General features: G+C 61.1%; 16 protein-coding genes and 1 pseudogene. 6 read left to right on the forward strand and 11 right to left on the reverse strand.

What is annotated here, in order from left to right:
- Nucleotides 1-332: 332 nt before the first annotated feature.
- The 5 genes from lon (at nt 333) to cmoB (ending at nt 5,731) form a co-directional block, all read left to right on the forward strand.
- Entirely contained in the window at nt 333-2,753 is a 2,421-nt protein-coding gene (gene lon / locus HU730_RS07225; RefSeq protein WP_096143395.1) for an endopeptidase La, read from the forward strand.
- Nucleotides 2,754-2,950: 197 nt separating this feature from the next.
- Nucleotides 2,951-3,340, forward strand: coding sequence for a protease inhibitor I42 family protein (locus HU730_RS07230; protein WP_186526463.1), 390 nt, complete (start codon nt 2,951-2,953; stop codon nt 3,338-3,340).
- 1 nt (nt 3,341) lies between these two features.
- Nucleotides 3,342-3,998 carry a lysoplasmalogenase gene (locus HU730_RS07235; RefSeq protein WP_186526462.1) on the forward strand — a complete coding sequence of 219 codons (657 nt, stop codon included), beginning with the start codon at nt 3,342-3,344 and terminating at the stop codon, nt 3,996-3,998.
- A gap of 36 nt (nt 3,999-4,034) precedes the next feature.
- On the forward strand, nt 4,035-4,778 hold the full coding sequence (gene cmoA / locus HU730_RS07240) for a carboxy-S-adenosyl-L-methionine synthase CmoA (protein WP_186526461.1): 744 nt from the start codon (nt 4,035-4,037) through the stop codon (nt 4,776-4,778).
- Nucleotides 4,775-5,731 carry a tRNA 5-methoxyuridine(34)/uridine 5-oxyacetic acid(34) synthase CmoB gene (gene cmoB / locus HU730_RS07245; protein WP_060763775.1) on the forward strand — a complete coding sequence of 319 codons (957 nt, stop codon included), beginning with the start codon at nt 4,775-4,777 and terminating at the stop codon, nt 5,729-5,731. The genes cmoA and cmoB overlap by 4 nt, the downstream gene beginning before the upstream one ends.
- A 117-nt stretch (nt 5,732-5,848) precedes the next feature.
- Here the strand turns inward: cmoB and tadA are convergent, their stop codons facing one another.
- From tadA to lptF, 11 genes and pseudogenes are all read right to left on the reverse strand, one after another.
- Entirely contained in the window at nt 5,849-6,340 is a 492-nt protein-coding gene (gene tadA, locus HU730_RS07250) for a tRNA adenosine(34) deaminase TadA (protein ID WP_034128654.1), read from the reverse strand.
- Nucleotides 6,340-7,722, reverse strand: a complete 1,383-nt coding sequence (locus tag HU730_RS07255; protein ID WP_060763777.1) for a multicopper oxidase family protein — start codon at nt 7,720-7,722, stop codon at nt 6,340-6,342. Before HU730_RS07255 ends, tadA begins: the two co-directional genes overlap by 1 nt.
- 116 nt (nt 7,723-7,838) lie before the next feature.
- Nucleotides 7,839-7,925, reverse strand: a pseudogene (locus HU730_RS26620) (outer membrane lipoprotein carrier protein LolA); the annotation flags it as partial.
- A gap of 26 nt (nt 7,926-7,951) precedes the next feature.
- Nucleotides 7,952-8,695, reverse strand: a complete 744-nt coding sequence (pdxJ, locus tag HU730_RS07260) for a pyridoxine 5'-phosphate synthase (RefSeq protein ID WP_032893404.1) — start codon at nt 8,693-8,695, stop codon at nt 7,952-7,954.
- Nucleotides 8,696-8,746: 51 nt separating this feature from the next.
- Complete coding sequence (recO, locus tag HU730_RS07265; RefSeq protein WP_034128656.1) at nt 8,747-9,436, reverse strand: DNA repair protein RecO; 690 nt, start codon at nt 9,434-9,436, stop codon at nt 8,747-8,749.
- A gap of 195 nt (nt 9,437-9,631) precedes the next feature.
- Nucleotides 9,632-10,534, reverse strand: coding sequence for a GTPase Era (era, locus tag HU730_RS07270; RefSeq protein WP_005785147.1), 903 nt, complete (start codon nt 10,532-10,534; stop codon nt 9,632-9,634).
- Entirely contained in the window at nt 10,527-11,216 is a 690-nt protein-coding gene (gene rnc, locus HU730_RS07275; RefSeq protein WP_003188856.1) for a ribonuclease III, read from the reverse strand. The genes era and rnc overlap by 8 nt, the downstream gene beginning before the upstream one ends.
- Nucleotides 11,217-11,360: 144 nt before the next feature.
- Complete coding sequence (lepB, locus tag HU730_RS07280; RefSeq protein ID WP_003188855.1) at nt 11,361-12,215, reverse strand: signal peptidase I; 855 nt, start codon at nt 12,213-12,215, stop codon at nt 11,361-11,363.
- Nucleotides 12,216-12,220: 5 nt separating this feature from the next.
- Entirely contained in the window at nt 12,221-14,020 is a 1,800-nt protein-coding gene (gene lepA, locus HU730_RS07285; protein ID WP_032877619.1) for a translation elongation factor 4, read from the reverse strand.
- A 257-nt stretch (nt 14,021-14,277) separates the two neighbouring features.
- Nucleotides 14,278-15,357 (reverse strand): LPS export ABC transporter permease LptG, encoded by a 1,080-nt coding sequence (gene lptG, locus HU730_RS07290; RefSeq protein ID WP_003188851.1) that lies wholly within the window; start codon nt 15,355-15,357, stop codon nt 14,278-14,280.
- Nucleotides 15,350-16,468 (reverse strand): LPS export ABC transporter permease LptF, encoded by a 1,119-nt coding sequence (gene lptF, locus HU730_RS07295; RefSeq protein WP_034128657.1) that lies wholly within the window; start codon nt 16,466-16,468, stop codon nt 15,350-15,352. The genes lptG and lptF overlap by 8 nt, the downstream gene beginning before the upstream one ends.
- A 284-nt stretch (nt 16,469-16,752) precedes the next feature.
- Between lptF and HU730_RS07300 the strand changes: the two genes are divergently transcribed.
- Entirely contained in the window at nt 16,753-18,243 is a 1,491-nt protein-coding gene (locus tag HU730_RS07300; protein ID WP_034128658.1) for a leucyl aminopeptidase, read from the forward strand.
- Nucleotides 18,244-18,336 lie beyond the last annotated feature (93 nt).

Consider the following 18,336-nt stretch of genomic DNA (forward strand, 5'->3'; position numbering starts at 1 on the left):
GGCCGCGCCCTCGGGCCGCGCTCGTCGCTCTTGGCCGTGCTTTCCTTGTGTCATACGCGTCCCTGCCGACTGCTAACCGGCGTCAAAAAAACATCCTTTTTTATGGGGAATTTTATTAAAGCAGGTTAGCTGGGACTGGGGATAAGTAAACCCAATAAAAGCTGGGTCTAGCCGTCACATTATTGACGATCAGTTCGAAAAGCGGAGGGGTAAAGTACGTTGACCGCAACCCTCCCGTTATTTCATGCAAATTGTTGCTAACGACGCCCCCCCATTGAAACCACCGCAACCCCGCCCCATCTAACCTGCATACTTACTGATGCAGGTGCCCCATGAGCGACCAGCAAGAATTTCCAGATTACGACCTCAACGATTACGCCGACCCCGAAAACGCTGAAACCGCCTCGTCCAATACTGGCCTGGCCCTGCCTGGGCAAAACCTGCCGGACAAGGTCTACATCATCCCGATCCACAACCGGCCGTTTTTTCCGGCACAAGTGTTGCCGGTGATCGTCAATGAAGAACCCTGGGCCGAAACCCTGGAGCTGGTGAGCAAATCCGACCACCATTCCCTTGCGCTGTTTTTCATGGACACGCCGCCCGAAGACCCACGGCACTTCGACACCTCCGCCCTGCCGCTGTACGGCACCCTGGTGAAGGTGCACCACGCCAGCCGCGAGAACGGCAAGCTGCAGTTCGTCGCCCAGGGCCTGACCCGCGTGCGCATCAAGACCTGGCTCAAGCACCACCGCCCACCTTACCTGGTGGAAGTCGAATACCCGCACCAGCCCAGCGAGCCGACCGATGAGGTCAAGGCCTACGGCATGGCGCTGATCAATGCGATCAAGGAACTGCTGCCCCTCAACCCGCTGTACAGCGAAGAGTTGAAGAACTACCTCAACCGCTTCAGCCCCAACGATCCGTCGCCGCTCACCGACTTTGCCGCCGCCCTCACCTCGGCGACAGGTAATGAACTGCAGGAAGTGCTGGACTGCGTGCCCATGCTCAAGCGCATGGAAAAAGTGCTGCCGATGCTGCGCAAAGAGGTGGAAGTCGCGCGCCTGCAAAAAGAACTCTCCGCCGAGGTAAACCGCAAGATCGGCGAGCACCAGCGTGAGTTCTTCCTCAAGGAACAACTCAAGGTCATCCAGCAGGAGCTGGGCCTGACCAAGGACGATCGCAGCGCCGATGTCGAACAGTTCGAACAGCGCCTGCAAGGCAAAGTGCTGCCGGCGCAAGCGAAAAAACGCATTGATGAAGAACTGAACAAACTGTCGATCCTGGAAACCGGTTCGCCGGAATACGCCGTCACGCGCAACTACCTGGACTGGGCCACCTCGGTGCCGTGGGGCGTGTACGGAGAAGACAAGCTAGACCTCAAGCACGCGCGCAAAGTGCTCGACAAGCACCATGCGGGCCTGGATGACATCAAGAGCCGCATCCTCGAATTCCTAGCGGTGGGCGCCTACAAGGGCGAAGTCGCCGGTTCCATCGTATTGCTGGTAGGCCCGCCGGGCGTGGGCAAGACGAGTGTGGGCAAGTCCATCGCCGAATCCCTGGGGCGGCCGTTCTATCGCTTCAGTGTTGGCGGCATGCGCGACGAGGCCGAGATCAAGGGCCACCGGCGCACCTACATCGGCGCCCTGCCTGGCAAGCTGGTGCAGGCGTTGAAAGACGTGGAAGTGATGAACCCGGTGATCATGCTCGACGAGATCGACAAGATGGGCCAGAGCTTCCAGGGCGACCCGGCGTCGGCGCTGCTCGAAACCCTGGACCCGGAGCAGAACGTCGAATTCCTCGACCATTACCTGGACCTGCGCCTGGACCTGTCCAAAGTGCTGTTCGTGTGCACCGCCAACACCCTGGACTCAATCCCCGGTCCATTGCTGGACCGCATGGAAGTGATTCGCCTGTCGGGCTATATCACCGAAGAAAAAGTCGCCATCGCCAAGCGCCACTTGTGGCCCAAGCAGTTGGAAAAAGCCGGCGTGGCCAAAAACAGCCTGACCATCACCGACGGTGCCTTGCGCGCCTTGATCGACGGTTATGCGCGAGAGGCCGGCGTGCGTCAGTTGGAGAAACAGCTGGGCAAGCTGGTGCGCAAGGCGGTGGTAAAACTGCTGGATGAGCCGGACTCGGTGATCAAGATCGGCAACAAGGACCTGGAAAGCTCCCTGGGCATGCCGGTATTCCGTAATGAGCAAGTGCTGTCCGGCACCGGCGTGATTACCGGCCTGGCGTGGACCAGCATGGGCGGCGCCACCTTGCCGATCGAAGCGACGCGCATCCACACGCTCAACCGCGGCTTCAAGCTCACCGGGCAGTTGGGTGAAGTGATGAAAGAGTCCGCCGAAATCGCCTACAGCTACATCAGTTCCAACCTGAAGTCGTTTGGCGGCGATGCGAAGTTCTTCGACGAAGCCTTCGTGCACTTGCACGTGCCGGAAGGCGCCACGCCGAAAGACGGCCCGAGTGCCGGCGTGACCATGGCCAGTGCGTTGCTGTCCTTGGCCCGCAACCAACCGCCGAAAAAAGGCGTGGCGATGACCGGCGAACTGACCTTGACCGGGCATGTACTGCCGATTGGCGGGGTGCGCGAGAAGGTGATTGCGGCGCGGCGCCAGAAGATTCACGAGTTGATCTTGCCGGAGCCCAACCGTGGCAGCTTTGAAGAGTTGCCGGACTATTTGAAGGAAGGGATGACGGTGCACTTTGCCAAGCGGTTTGCGGATGTGGCGAAGGTGCTCTTCTGAGAAATATCCAGACCTGATCATTCCCACGCTCTGCGTGGGAATACATCCCGTGACGCTCCGCGTCACAAAGCGGACGCGGAGCGTCCAAGGCAACGTTCCCACGCGTGGGAACGATCGGCCAACGCAAACCCCTCCTTGTCACACCTTGTCTCATCTTCGGTTATGCTCCCCCTTCGTCGTGTATTAACGGAGCCTTCATGACCGCTGCCCGCCTGCTTCTCCCCTTGAGCCTTGTCTTGCTGGCCGCATGCGCCAGTGCCCCCAAGCAAAACGTCAGCGTGGACAACCAGAGCGCCTGCCCGCTCCAGCTTAAAAACGGGCAAAACCTGATCCTCACCCTGCCCAGCAACCCCACCACCGGTTACCGCTGGGCCATCCAGGACTCCGCCGGCGGCGTGTTGCGCGCCTTGAGCCCCGAGGTCTACAGCAGCACCGAGTCCGGCGTGATCGGCGGTGGCGGCCAGTCCACCTGGCGCTTCCAGGCGTTTGCCGCAGGGCAAGGGCGTTTGCGCCTGACATCCCAGCAACCTTGGGAGCAGGAGGCCGAACCTGTCGAAACCTTTGACTGCGCCATTACGGTGAACTGATATGCCCTGGCTGATCCTTGCCTTGATGGGCGCCGGCACCTTTGTCTACGGCCTGGCGACCCATGCAACGCTGCTGTGCCTGCTGGTCAAGCCGCTGCCGGTGCTGGCGCTGCTGGGTTGGCTGCATGACGCGCCGCCCACCGAGTATCGACGCTGGATCAGCCTGGGGTTGATTTTTTCCGTGGTGGGCGACGTGTTACTTGCCTGGCCAGGCGACCTGTTTATCTTTGGCCTGGGCGCGTTTCTGTTCGCGCATTTGGCTTATCTCAAAGCTTATTTCAGTGACTGTCGGCGCTTGGCGCTGCTGCCGCTGGTGCTGGCCCTCGGATTGGGCGCAATCTTGCTGAGCATCCTGATCTCCCACGGCCTCGGTGAACTGCTGATACCGGTGGTGGTTTACGCGCTGGTGATCAGCGCCATGCTCTGGCGTGCGTTGGCGCGACTGGGCAGCGAGGTGCCCAAGCGTTCAGCGTGGCTGGCGGCGGCGGGTGCGGTGTCGTTTGTGGTTTCCGACGCGCTGATCGGCATCAATCGGTTTGTGCTGGCGTTCGAGGCAGCGCCGTATTTGCTGATCGCCACTTACTGGCTCGGGCAGTGGGGCATCACCGCCTCGGCTTTCCATCAGACAACCCGCGCATCCGAGGGCCAACTTGGCTAAAATGCCGGCCTTTCCCCCACCGTCGCCGGAACAGCCGTGAGCAAAGAACCCGATCGCCTATTCGCCCAGCCCCTGCCCCAGGTGCCGGACTTCGCCTTTAACGAGGATGTGGTGCGGGTGTTCCCGGACATGATCAAGCGCTCGGTGCCGGGTTACCCCACCATCGTCGAGAACCTCGGCGTACTGGCCTCGCAATTTGCCCAGCCCCATAGCGTGCTGTATGACCTGGGCTCTTCCCTGGGGGCCGTGACCCAAGCCCTGCGCCGCCATGTACGCACCGAGGGTTGCCGGGTGATCGCCGTGGACAACTCCGCCGCGATGGTCGAGCGCTGTCGCGAATACCTCAATGGCCAGGACTCGATGTTCCAGGAGCTGCTGCCCGTGGAGGTGATCGAGGGCGATATCCTCGCCCTGCAATTCAAGCCCGCCTCGGTGGTGGCCCTGAACTTCACCCTGCAATTTATCGCCCCCCAGGAGCGCTTGGCGTTGCTTGGGCGCATTCGCCAGGCGTTGCTGCCGGGCGGGGCATTGATCCTCTCGGAAAAGCTGCGCTTCAACGATGTTGATGAACACGCGCTGCTGACCGACCTGCATATCGCCTTCAAGCGCGCCAACGGCTACAGCGAGCTGGAAATCGCCCAGAAGCGCAGCGCCATCGAAAACGTCATGAAGCCCGACAGCCTCGAAGAACACCGCGAACGCCTGCTGGCGGCCGGGTTCTCGAAAGTCGTGCCGTGGTTCCAGTGTCTTAACTTTGCCTCGTTGATTGCCTTGCCATGATTGATTTGTCCCCCCTCGCCCGCCACCTGGTCGGCACTCCTTTGGCCGTGTGGGCCCAGGGCCTGCAAGCGCAACTCGATAGCAAGATGGAAAAAGGCCATGGCGACCTGGAGCGCTGGCAGAGCGCCTTGGATGCATTGCCGAAGATCCAGCCCAACAGCGTAGATTTGCTCAACGGCCTGGCGCTGGACACCGATTGCGACGACGCCACCCGCGCACAGATGCACACGGCGCTGATGGGGCTGAGCCCCTGGCGCAAAGGCCCGTTCCACCTGTTCGGCGTGCATGTGGACACCGAGTGGCGTTCGGACTGGAAGTGGTCGCGGGTCGCGCCGCACCTGGACCTCAAAGGCAAGCGTATCCTCGATGTGGGCTGCGGCAACGGCTACTACATGTGGCGCATGCTCGGCGCCGGGGCCGACAGCGTGATTGGCGTGGACCCCAACTGGCTGTTCTTCTGCCAGTTCCAGGCGGTGCAGCGCTACTTGTCCGAGCCCAAGGCCTGGCACTTGCCGTTCCCGTTCGAAGACTTGCCGGCGAACCTGGAAGGCTTTGACACGGTATTTTCCATGGGCGTGTTCTACCACCGCCGCTCGCCCATCGAGCATTTGCTGGCGTTGAAGGACACCCTGGTCAAGGGCGGCGAGTTGGTGTTGGAAACATTGGTGGTGGAAGGCGACCAACAACAAGTGCTGGTGCCAGAAGACCGTTACGCCCAGATGCGCAACGTGTGGTTCCTGCCTTCGGTACCGGCGTTGATGCTGTGGCTGCGCCGGGCCGGGTTCAGTGATGTGCGGTGCGTGGATGTGAGCGTGACCACGGTTGAGGAGCAGCGTGGAACGCAGTGGATGAAGTATCAGTCGCTGAGTGATTTCCTGGACCCTGAGGATCACAGCAAGACCATTGAAGGGCTGCCGGCGCCGATGCGGGCGGTGATCATCGCTCGTAAATGACACCACTATGATCGTTCCCACGCTCTGCGTGGGAATGCCTCTTGTGACGCTCTACGTCACGCTTTGGGACGCAGAGCGTCCTGTGCTGCGTTCCCACTCAGAGCGTGGGAACGATCATCACGGTTTAGCTCGTCGGGCTTTGAAGAACTCGCTCAGTACAGCCCCACACTCCTCGGCCAATACCCCGCCTTCAAACAACACCCGATGGTTAAGAAAACCCTGGGTAAAAAACTGCCCCTGGCTTTGCACGATGCCCGCCTTCGGCTCCAGCGCGCCATACACCACCCGCGCAACCCGCGAATGCACGATCAAACCCGCGCACATGCTGCACGGTTCCAGCGTCACATACAGCGTGCTGCCCACCAGCCGATAGTTGCTGATCGCTTGTGCAGCGGCGCGGATCGCGACCATTTCGGCATGGGCGCTGGGGTCGTTGCCACTGATGGGGCAGTTGAAGCCGCGGCCGATGATTTCACCGTCCTGCACCAGCACCGCACCCACCGGCACTTCGCCCAATGCAGCGCCTTGGGCGGCGAGCGCCAGGGCTTCGCGCATAAAGTCCTGGTCGCGGCTGCGGTCGATAATCGCGGCGGGACGAATCTGGCGCATCACGCCACCTCGATGGCGGCCATCAGGCCGGTTTCCATGTGGTCGATCACATGGCAATGGAACATCCACACCCCTGGGTTATCCGCCACCAAGGCCACGCGGGCGCGTTCGTTCTTGCCCAGCAGGTAGGTGTCGGTGAAATACGGGATCACCTTGTGGCGGTTGGACGCAAGCACCTTGAAGCTCATGCCGTGCAGGTGGATCGGGTGCTGGTATTGGGTCATGTTCTTCAATTCGAAAATGTAACTCTTGCCCTTCTCCAGCTTGGCAATGGGGCGGTCGGCGCAGGTCTTGTCGGTGATGTCCCAGGCCTGGCCGTTGATCTGCCACAGGCTCGGCGGCTTGCCGTTTTCGACGTTGACCGACACTGAGCCGACCCATTCGAAATTGAAGTTGAGTTTCTCGGCATTGGCCAGGTCTGGCTCGGCAACCGGGTTGGCCGGCAATGCCGGTGGCCATGCGGTAGGCGCGTCGGTATTGGCGACAGAGCGGAAGGTGCCAAGGCGCACCGGGCCGTTGCGCAGCGACAGTTCTTCGCCCGCCGGTGGCGCCTTGATCGCCAGGCAAATGCGCATGCCCGGGCCCAGCCAATATTCCTTGCCCAACGGGCGCGGCTCGATGGGGTTACCGTCCAGGGCATAGATCTGCGCTTCGACGCCAGGAATATTGAGGCGATAAGTCAGGGTGTTGTCGAGGTTGAGTAGGCGCACGCGGGTGATTTGCCCAGCCGGCAGGTCGATCACCGCCTGGGGCACGCCGTTGATAGTCGAGAGGCGCCCGGCCGTGCCGCCACGCGCCGCTTCACGGGGGATACTGAACTCGACAAATGCGCCCTCTTCGTCGATGTGCCAGTTCTTCAGGCTCAAGGTGCGCTCGTACTGGAAACCGGTGGGTTCGCGCTCTTCCACGATCAACGGGCCGACGAGGCCACGGCCGAGTTCTTCGCTGCTGCTCACGTGAGGGTGATACCAGTAGCTGCCGGCATCGGGCACGCGGAATTTGTAGTCGAAGTATTCGCCAGGCAGCACCGGCAATTGCGAGACGTAGGGCACGCCGTCCATTTCCAGCGGCAGGCGGATGCCGTGCCAGTGGATGGTAGTGGCGACTGGCAGATGGTTGATAAAGCGCACCCGCAGCCATTCGCCTTGGCGCACCCGCAACTCGGTGCCCGGCGCCGATGGGCCGAACGCCCAGGCCTGGGTCTTGTGCCCCGGTACCAACTCTACGTCCAGGGGCGCGGCGATCAGCTCGTAATCGTGCCCCGCCTCGGACTCAGCGACTTTCCCCAGCCAGTAGCGGTAGCCACCGCCGACACCGACGCCTACTACGGCCAGGCCAGCAAGACCACCCAGGATTTGTCGACGGGAAAAGGATCGGGACACAACAACCTCGCGTATCTGCCGCAGGCCAAGGGCCCGCAAAGGGCTGATACGATACACCTGCGTCGGCTAAACAGTAAGGCTTCGCATTGCCGCACAGATGAAAGACGGCACAAACCTGTAGGAGCGAGCTTGCTCGCGAAAGACCTGAGAACAACTCGGAGAGCCAGACTCCCCGCGTCATCGTTAACGACCTTCGCGAGCAAGCTCGCTCCTACAGGTTAATGTGCGATCAGGGCTTGGCAGCAGCCAAAATCAGGGCTTTCATCTCGGCCACGGCGCCTTTGAAACCGACGAAAAGCGCGTGCGCGACCAGCGCATGGCCGATGTTCAGTTCGTTGATGCCCTTGATCGCAGCCACGGCTTCGACGTTGTGGTAATGCAAGCCATGGCCGGCATTGACGATCAAGCCTTCGTTGAGCCCGCAGTTCACGCCGTCGATGATGCGTTGCAGTTCGTCGGCCACTTCGGTCGGCGTGGTGGCATCGGCATAACGGCCAGTGTGCAACTCGATCGCCGGGGCGCCAACACGGCGGGAGGCTTCGATCTGGCGTTCGTCGGCGTCGATAAACAGCGAGACTTCGCTGCCGATCCGCGACAGGCGCTCCACCGCGGCCTTGATCCGCGCTTCCTGGCCGGCGACGTCGAGGCCACCTTCGGTGGTCAGTTCCTGACGAGTTTCGGGCACCAGGCAGATATGCGCCGGGCGGATGCGCTCGGCGAACGCCATCATTTCTTCGGTGACGCCCATTTCGAAGTTCATGCGGGTTTGCAGCACGTCCTTGAGCAGCAGCACATCGCGCTCCTGGATGTGACGGCGGTCTTCGCGCAGGTGCACGGTGATGCCGTCGGCGCCCGCTTCTTCGGCGTCCAGCGCGGCCTTGACCGGGTCAGGGTAACGGGTGCCCCGGGCCTGGCGCAGGGTGGCGACGTGGTCGATGTTGACGCCAAGAAGAATGCGATTGCTGGTGGTCACGGAAGCGCTCCTGAAAAGGGAAAGAATCGGTGCACAGCATACACGGGGATGTCAGGGCTTTCGAAACAACTCGCGACTGACCAGCGGCCGCCCGCCCAGGTGCACGGCCAGGGCCTGGCGCATCAGGCGCTTGGCGGCGGACAGCGCACCGGGAGCGTGCCAGTCGGCTTCACTCATGGCCAGCAGTTCGGTGCCCTGAAACAGGCCGGGCTGCAGCAGGTACACACGCTCAAGCCCCGCATCGACTTGCAGGCGATACATGCCATCGGCGGCGATGGGCTCCCCGTGCAGGTCGTTGGCCAGTTCGAAGCCGTAGCCAAGGTCGTCGAGCAAGCGCCATTCGAAAGCGCGCAGCAGCGGCTCCAGCGGACGGCCTTCAGCGAGGGCCAGCAAGGTAGCAGCGTAGTGATCGAAGACCGCCGGGTGCGGGTCTTCGGCGGGCAACAGGCGAATCAGCAGTTCATTGAGGTAAAGGCCGCTGAACAGCGCATCGCCATTCAGCCAGGCCGAGGTGCCAACGCTTTCCAGGCGGCCGACGTTTTTCAGCTCGCCCTTGCCGCGAAACTCCACGTCCAGCGCCACGAACGGCCGCGCCAAGGTACCCGCCTTGCCCCGTGCGCTGCGCAAGACTGCGCGCAGTCGGCCTTGGGGCGTGAGGAAGTCCACCAACGCACTGGTTTCGCGGTAGGCGCGGCTGTGCAGGACGTAGGCGGGTTGGCTGGGGGGTGGGGATTGCGACATGAGACGGGGAATCTCTAAAGAAGAAGAGCGCTTGTGTGACGAGGGGAGCTTGCTCCCGCTGGGCTGCGAAGCAGCCCCTCTAGCAGCCACCGAGTTATACCTGAAAAACCTCGTCGACCTTGTTGGGGCCGCTCCGCGGCCCAGCGGGAGCAAGCTCCCTCGCCACAGCAAGCCCGCCAGTCACTGTGCAACCCGTTACAGGTCGCCATAGCCCAGAGAGCGCAACGCACGCTCATCATCGGACCAGCCACCCTTCACCTTCACCCACAGGTTGAGCATGATCTTGGAGTCGAACAGCAACTCCATATCCTTGCGCGCTTCGGTGCCGATGCGCTTGATACGCTCGCCCTTGTCGCCAATGATGATTTTCTTCTGGCCGTCACGTTCGACGAGGATCAGCGCATGGATATGCAAGGTCTTGCCCTGCTGCTTGAACTCTTCGATTTCGACGGTGATCTGGTACGGCAGCTCGGCGCCCATCTGGCGCATGATTTTCTCACGCACCAGTTCAGCGGCAAGGAAACGGCTGCTGCGGTCGGTGATCTGGTCTTCCGGGAAGAAGTGCTCGTTTTCCGGCAGGTAACCGGCGATCACGCGCTCCAGGGCTTCGAGGTTGTGGCCGTGCTGGGCTGAGATCGGCATGATCTGGGCGTTCGGCAGTTGCTCCTGCAACCAGGTCAGGTGCGGCATCAGCTCGGCTTTGTCTTCGATACGGTCGGTCTTGTTCAGCGCGACGATCAACGGGCCGGTCACGTATTGCACACGCTCGAGGACCATCTGGTCTTCGTCGGTCCACTTGGTGCGGTCGACCACGAAGATCACCACGTCGACGTCTTTCAACGCGGCCGAGGCGGTCTTGTTCATGTAGCGGTTCAGGGCTTTCTCGCCACCTTTGTGCATGCCAGGGGTATCGACATACACCGCTTGCACGTTGCCTTCGGTCTTGATGCCCAGCATGTTGTGGCGGGTGGTCTGGGGCTTGCGCGAGGTGATCGCGAGCTTCTGGCCGAGGATGTGGTTGAGCAGCGTGGACTTGCCCACGTTCGGGCGGCCGACGATGGCAACATAGCCACAGCGTGTTGCGGTTGAATCAGTCATGGCCATTCTCCACGCCCAGGGCAATCAGTGCTGCAGCGGCCGCTACCTGTTCGGCAATACGACGGCTCACACCCTGACCTCGGCTTTTTTCGTTCAATAAAGTGATTTCACATTCCACGAAGAACACCCGGCAATGGGGCTCGCCCTGGATATCCACCACTTCGTAGCGTGGCAGTTCGCAACCGCGGGACTGCAGGTACTCTTGCAGGCGGGTCTTGGGATCCTTGTTGGTATCTACCAGCGTCAGGCTTTCGATTTCCGAGGCCAGCCAGGCGACAACGCGCTCCTTGGCCGTCTCCATGCCTGCATCGAGGTAGATCGCACCGATCAAGGCTTCCAGGGCATCAGCCAGGATTGACTCGCGACGGAAACCGCCGCTTTTCAACTCACCGGAACCCAGCCGCAGGTACTCGCCCAGGCCAAAGCCTCGGGCCAGCACGGCCAGGGTCTCGCCTTTCACAAGGCGTGCGCGCAGGCGCGACAGCTGGCCTTCTCGCGCTTGGGGGAAGCGCTCGAACAGCGCCTCGCCGGCGGCGAAATTGAGGATAGCGTCACCGAGGAATTCCAGGCGCTCGTTATTGCGCCCTGCAAAGCTGCGATGTGTGAGGGCAAGGACCATCAATTCCTGGTCCTTGAAGGTGTAGCCGAGCTGACGCTCGAGACGACTTAGAGAAACGGTCACGGTTTATCCATATCTAGTTGATGGCACCGGCGGCCATCGACGATTGACGCAGTGTTCAAATTCAAATCCTGATGGGTACCGGGCATCGGAAAATGTCCAAGCCCCAGAAAAGCATTCGGCGCTGTGTTCACAGCGCCGCTTGTATTACTTGATCAGCCCGACCCGCGAGAAGTTCGGCAGGTGGCTGAGCTTGGGTTCCGGCCAACTCATCCAGACCGCGAAGGCTTTGCCGACAATGTTCTCGTCGGGCACCATGCCCAGCAGGTCCTTGGGAATGTTGGGGTCATCCCAGTAGCGGCTGTCGTTGGAGTTGTCGCGGTTGTCGCCCATCATGAAGTAGTGCCCGGCAGGCACTTTCCACTGGCCATCCGGCATCGCGCGGTAGCGGCTCATTTCCTTGCGGATTTGGTGCTCCACCGCGCCGAGTTTTTCCTGGTACAGCTCGGCGCTGCCCAGGGTATTCGGCTCGGCGCCCAGCAGCTTCTCGGCCACCGACTCACCGTTGATGAACAGGCGCTTGTCGCTGGTGTAGCGCACCACGTCGCCCGGCAGGCCGACCACACGTTTGATGTAGTTGACGTTCGGGTCGCTTGGGTAGCGGAACACCATCACATCACCGCGCTGCGGGTCACCCACGGGGATGACTTTCTTGTCGATCACCGGCAGGCGAATGCCGTAGGAAAACTTGTTCACCAGGATGAAGTCGCCCACGTCCAGCGTGGGTTTCATCGACCCCGAAGGGATCTGGAACGGCTCTACCAGAAACGAGCGCAACACCAGCACGATGAACAACACCGGGAAGAACGACTTGCCGTACTCAACCAGCAAGGGCTCTTTGTTCAGCTTCTCGACCACCACCGCATCGGGCTGGCTGACGCTGCCCTGATAGGAAGCGATGGCCGCCCGACGACGCGGGGCGAAGAACACCAGATCGAGCAACGCCAGGAGACCACAGACGGCAACGGCAATGACCAGCAACAGCGGGAAATTTAGTGACATAGGACCTAACTATCCAACCTGAGCACCGCAAGGAAGGCTTCTTGTGGAACTTCCACGTTGCCTACTTGCTTCATGCGTTTTTTACCGGCCTTTTGCTTCTCAAGCAGTTTGCGCTTACGGCTTACGTCACCGCCGTAGCATTTGGCCAGTACGTTCTTTCTGAGAGCCTTGACGGAAGTCCGTGCAATGATCTGCCCGCCGATGGCGGCCTGGATCGCGACGTCGAACATCTGGCGCGGAATCAGTTCTTTCATCTTCTCGGTCAGTTGGCGACCTTTGTAATGCGCGTTGTCCTTGTGCACGATCAGTGCCAGGGCATCTACCTTGTCGCCGTTGATCAGCACATCCAGTTTCACCAGATTAGCCGATTGGTAACGATCGAAATGGTAGTCCAGCGAAGCATAGCCGCGACTGGTGGACTTGAGACGGTCGAAGAAGTCCAGGACCACTTCGTTCATCGGCATATCGTAGGTCACTTGTACCTGAGTACCGAGGAACAGCATGTCGCGCTGCACGCCACGCTTTTCGATACACAGGGTAATGACGTTGCCCAAGTGTTCCTGCGGTACCAGGATATTGGCCCGCACGATCGGCTCGCGCATGTCTTCGATGGCCGACAGGTCCGGAAGCTTGGAGGGGTTGTCGACGTAAATCGTTTCACCGGTTTTGAGCAGCAACTCAAAAATAACGGTTGGCGCGGTGGTGATCAGGTCCAGGTCGTATTCGCGCTCAAGGCGCTCCTGGATGATCTCCATGTGCAGCATGCCCAGGAACCCGCAACGGAAGCCGAAGCCCAGGGCGTCGGAGCTTTCCGGGGTGTACTGCAACGACGAGTCGTTGAGGGTCAGTTTTTGCAGGGCTTCGCGGAAATCTTCGAAGTCATCGGAGCTGACCGGGAACAGGCCGGCGTAGACCTGTGGCTGGATGCGCTTGAAGCCGGGCAGCACGTCGACGTCTGGCGTGGAGCTCAGGGTCAGGGTGTCACCCACTGGTGCACCGTGAATATCCTTGATGCCAGCGATGATGAAGCCTACTTCACCGGCTTTCAGATCAGTGGTCGCGGTGTGTTTCGGGTTGAATACACCGACGCTGTCCACCAGGTGGATCTTGCCAGTGGACTTGACCAGGATCTTGTCGCCCTTCTTCACACGGCCATGGCGCACGCGCACCAGGGACACAACGCCCAGGTAGTTGTCGAACCAGGAGTCGATGATCAACGCTTGCAGCGGATCTTCGTAGTTGCCGGTCGGCGCGGGAATGGTGTGCACCAGACGTTCGAGCACTTCGTCGACACCCAGGCCGGTCTTGGCGCTGCAGGTGACGGCGTCGGTGGCATCGATGCCGATGATCTTCTCAATCTCTTCCTTGACGCGCTCAGGCTCGGCCTGGGGCAGGTCGATCTTGTTGAGCACGGGCATGACTTCCAGGCCCTGCTCGATCGCGGTGTAGCAGTTGGCAACCGACTGCGCCTCGACGCCCTGGCCGGCATCGACCACCAGCAACGCACCTTCACAGGCCGCCAGCGAACGGCTGACTTCGTAGGTGAAGTCAACGTGGCCAGGGGTGTCAATGAAGTTCAGTTGGTAAGTGATGCCGTCTTTGGCCTTGTAGTACAGCGTGACGCTGTGGGCCTTGATGGTGATCCCGCGCTCGCGTTCGAGGTCCATGGAATCCAGTACCTGGGCTTCCATTTCACGCTCGGCAAGGCCGCCGCACATCTGGATAAATCGATCGGCCAGCGTCGACTTGCCATGGTCAATGTGGGCGATGATGGAGAAATTGCGGATATGACTCAAATCACTCACGGATCAACACTCAAAAAGGCTGCAGGCAGATTGCCCGCTGAAAAATAGCCGGGAATTGTACCTGATGCTCAGGCCAGACGTCATCTTTGCTGACCAATACAAAAAAGCCCCACTTTAATGGGGCTTAAAACTGTAGGAGCGAGCTTGATCGCGAAAATCGCCAACGATAACGCGCTTATTCTGGATAAACGCGGCGTTTCGCAGACTTTCGCGAGCAAGCTCGCTCCTACAGTGAGTGGCATTTAGCGAGCGCGGCTTCAACCCGCCCGGCGCAGCAGCCAGAACCCGGCCACGGCACAAATAGCTGTTGGCACCAGCACCGCAAACAGCGGCGAGAAGCCGAATACCAGGCTCGACGGCCCAAGCAAGTCCTGGGCGATGCGGAAGGTGAAGCCCACCAGCACGCCGGTAAATACCCGTTGGCCCAGGGTCACGGAACGCAATGGCCCGAAAATGAAGGAGATCGCCATCAACACCAAGGCCGCGGTAACCACCGGCTGCAAGACTTTCACCCAGAACGCCAGCCAGTAGCGGCCATTGTTCAAACCCTGCTCCTTGAGGTAGTGGATATAGCTCCACAAACCGGAGATCGGCAGGGCTTCCGGCACCATGACCACGGTATTGAGCAATTCCGGCTTGAGGGCGATATCCCACTGTTCGGTCGGCACGTTGACCACTTCGGTGCTGGACTGGGTGCCCTGGCCCACGTTACGGAAGTGCGTGGTGGTGACGTCGCTCAGTTGCCATTGCTCGCCACTGTACTGCGCGCGCTTGGCGAAGCTGGACGACAACATGTGCCGTTCTTTGTCGAAGGTGTAGCGGGTCACCCCGATCAACAGGCCACCCGGTTGCACGGCGTTGATGTGGATGAACTCGTCACCCTGGCGGTGCCACAGGCCGTGCTTGGCGCTTTGCGCATCGCCCGAACCCTGGGCCAGGGCGCGATTGGCCTGGGCGGTGGCTTCGGCCGGTGGCGCGACGTATTCACCGATCAGCACGCTGCACGCCATCAGCAGCAGCATCGGCTTCATCACCGCCCAGACGATACGGCCGATGGAAACCCCGGCGGCGCGCATGATGGTCAGCTCGCTGTTGCTGGCCAGGGTGCCCAGGCCGATCAGGCAGCCGATCAGCGCGGCCATTGGCATCATGTCGTAGAGGCGGCGCGGCGCGGTCAGTGCGACGTAGCTCAGCACGTCCGTGACTGTGTAAGTGTCAGTAACGTTGCCCACTTCATCAATGAAGGCGAACAGCAAGGCCAGGCCGAGAATGATGCCCAGTACCGCCAGGATGGCGATCAGTACGCTAATGCCGATGTAGCGATCAAGCTTAGCCACGGGCCAACTCCTTCAGGCCACGACGGCTCTTCATTTTCAAACGGATAGGTTCCCAGTAAAGCAGCCCCAGGCCGATCATCAGGAAAACCCCGTGCACCCACCACAGGCCCAAGGCCGGTGGCAACTTGCCCTTCTCCAGGGAACCACGGGCAGAAATCAGGATGGTCAGGTAGGCCATGTACAGCAGGATCGCTGGCAGCAACTTGAGGAAACGCCCTTGGCGCGGGTTGACGCGCGACAGCGGCACGGCCATCAGGGTCACGATAAACACCAGCAGCGGCAGGGACAGGCGCCATTGCAACTCGGCGATGGAGCGCAACTCCGGGCTGCCGAACAGCGATGAGGTGGGCAGTGCGTCGCGGTCGGTGACCTCGTCACTGATCTCGGCCTTGGGCAGCATGACGCCATAGGTGTCGTACTTGATCGCCCGATAATCCGCCAGGCCAGGGCTGCCGTCGTAGCGGTAGCCGTTTTCCAGGATCAGGTAGCGATTGCCATCGGGACGGATTTCCTGGCGACCGCTGTCGGCCACCAGAATCGAAATACCCCGATCCTTCTGGTTCTGACCGAGGTTCTTCTGGGAGATGAACACGCCGCCGAGGTTGGAGCGGTCGTCGGTCATGGTTTCGGTGTAGGTCACCCGCGAACCGTCGCTGAGCGACTGGAAGCGACCGGGCTCGAGGGTGTCGAACTCAGTCATCGCATCCTGCTTGTTCAGCAGCAGCTGGAACTGCATGGCCCCCTGGGGCGCCAGGCTCATGCTCAACCAGGCCACCACCAGGGCAACACCGGCGGCAGGCACCATGGTCATGGCCAGCAGGCGCTGCTGGCTCATGCCGGTGGCCGACAGCACGGTCATCTCGCTTTCCAAGTACAGCCGGCCATAGGCCAGCAATATGCCGAGAAACAGGCCAAGCGGCAGGATCAACTGGAGCATGCCGGGCATCCGGTAGCCCATGATCAGGAACAGTGAGCCCGGATCCAGGGCGCCAGCGGCGGCTTGGGCCAGGAACTTGACGAAACGACCACTCATGATGATGACCAGCAACACCGCACTCACGGCACTCAGGGTCAACAGGACTTCGCGGGACAGATAACGGAAGACAATCAAACCAGACACTCCAGGGTTGTCAGGCTAAGGCGGCCAAACAAGCAAGCATACCGAGTCGACCCGCTTACCACGGGCCGGCTAAAAAGATGGCGCATTATCCTGTGATTGACCTCGCCTGTCACGGAGCTTACTCATGCGCACGCACAAAGCGTGCGCCAAGGGTTGTCAGGCTCCGTTGGCGAGGTTCAAACTGCGGCCTTTGTCGCTGGCGGTTTACAACGCTGCCGAGCTTTAAAGCCGGAGTACAAGCTCCCGGCTCACAGACCTTGATAAGGGACCCGAAAATGGAATTGGTTGTAAAAAGCGTTAGCCCCGAAACGTTGAAAACCGCCACCCTCGTGGTCGCTGTCGGCGAAGGCCGCACACTCGGCGTCGCCGCCAAGCAACTGGACGAACTGAGCGGCGGCGCTATCAGCGCAGTGCTCAAACGCGGCGACCTGGCCGGCAAGGTCGGTCAGAGCCTGTTGCTGCAGAGCCTGCCCAACCTTAAAGCCGAGCGCGTTTTGCTGGTGGGCGTGGGCAAGGATGCCGAACTGGGCGACCGTCCGTTTCGCAAGATCGTCAGCGGCATCCTCACCACCCTCAAGGGCCTGGGCGGCAGCGATGCGGTGCTGGCGCTCGATGAAATCGTGGTCAAGGGCCGCGACAGCTACGGCAAGACCCGACTGCTGGCCGAGTCGCTGGTGGACGGCGGCTATATTTTCGACCAGTTCAAGAGCCAGAAAGCCGAACCCCGCGCCCTGAAGAAAATCACCCTGCTGACCATCAAGGCTGCCCAGGCTGAAGTCCAGCGCGCCGTCACCCACGCCCAGGCCATCGCCAACGGTATGTCGTTCACTCGCGACCTGGGCAACCTGCCGCCGAACATCTGCCACCCGACATTCCTGGGCGAACAGGCCAAGGCATTGGGCAAAGAGTTCAAGGGCCTGAAGGTTGAAGTGCTGGACGAGAAGAAGATCAAGGACCTGGGCATGGGCTCGTTCTATGCCGTGGGCCAGGGCAGCGACCAGCCGCCACGCCTGATCGTGATGCAATACAACGGCGGCAAGAAGTCCGAGAAGCCTTACGCCCTGGTAGGTAAAGGCATTACCTTCGATACCGGCGGTATCAGCCTCAAGCCCGGTGCCGGCATGGACGAGATGAAGTACGACATGGGCGGCGCCGCCAGCGTGTTCGGCACCCTGCGTGCCGTGCTGGAACTCAAGCTGCCGATCAACCTGGTGTGCATTTTGGCCTGTGCCGAGAACATGCCGAGCGGCGGCGCGGCTCGCCCAGGCGATATCGTCACCACCATGAGCGGCCAGACTGTGGAGATCCTCAACACCGACGCCGAAGGCCGCCTGGTGCTGTGCGATGCCCTGACCTACGCCGAGCGCTTCAAGCCCCAGGCCGTGATCGACATCGCGACCCTGACCGGCGCGTGCATCGTTGCCTTGGGTTCCCACACTTCGGGCCTGCTGGGCAATAACGACGAATTGATCGAGCAACTGCTCAGCGCCGGCAAGGCCGCCGACGACCGCGCCTGGCAACTGCCGCTGTTCGATGAGTACCAGGAACAGCTCGATAGCCCGTTCGCCGACATCGCCAACATCGGTGGCCCGAAAGCCGGCACCATCACCGCAGCCTGCTTCCTGTCGCGCTTTGCCAAGAACTTCAACTGGGCTCACCTGGACATCGCCGGCACGGCCTGGACCAGCGGCGGCAAGGACAAGGGCGCCACTGGCCGTCCGGTACCCCTGCTAACCCAATACCTGCTGGATCGCGCCAAGGCTTAAGCGGCCCCGGCCCTTCTGTAGGAGCGAGCTTGCTGTGGCGAGGGAGCTTGCTCCCGTTGACTGCGTAGCAGTCCCCGGCTTTTTAGGGGCACT

Origin of the sequence: Pseudomonas sp. SWRI22 (genome assembly GCF_014268395.2) — a bacterium.
Lineage (GTDB): Bacteria > Pseudomonadota > Gammaproteobacteria > Pseudomonadales > Pseudomonadaceae > Aquipseudomonas > Aquipseudomonas paracarnis.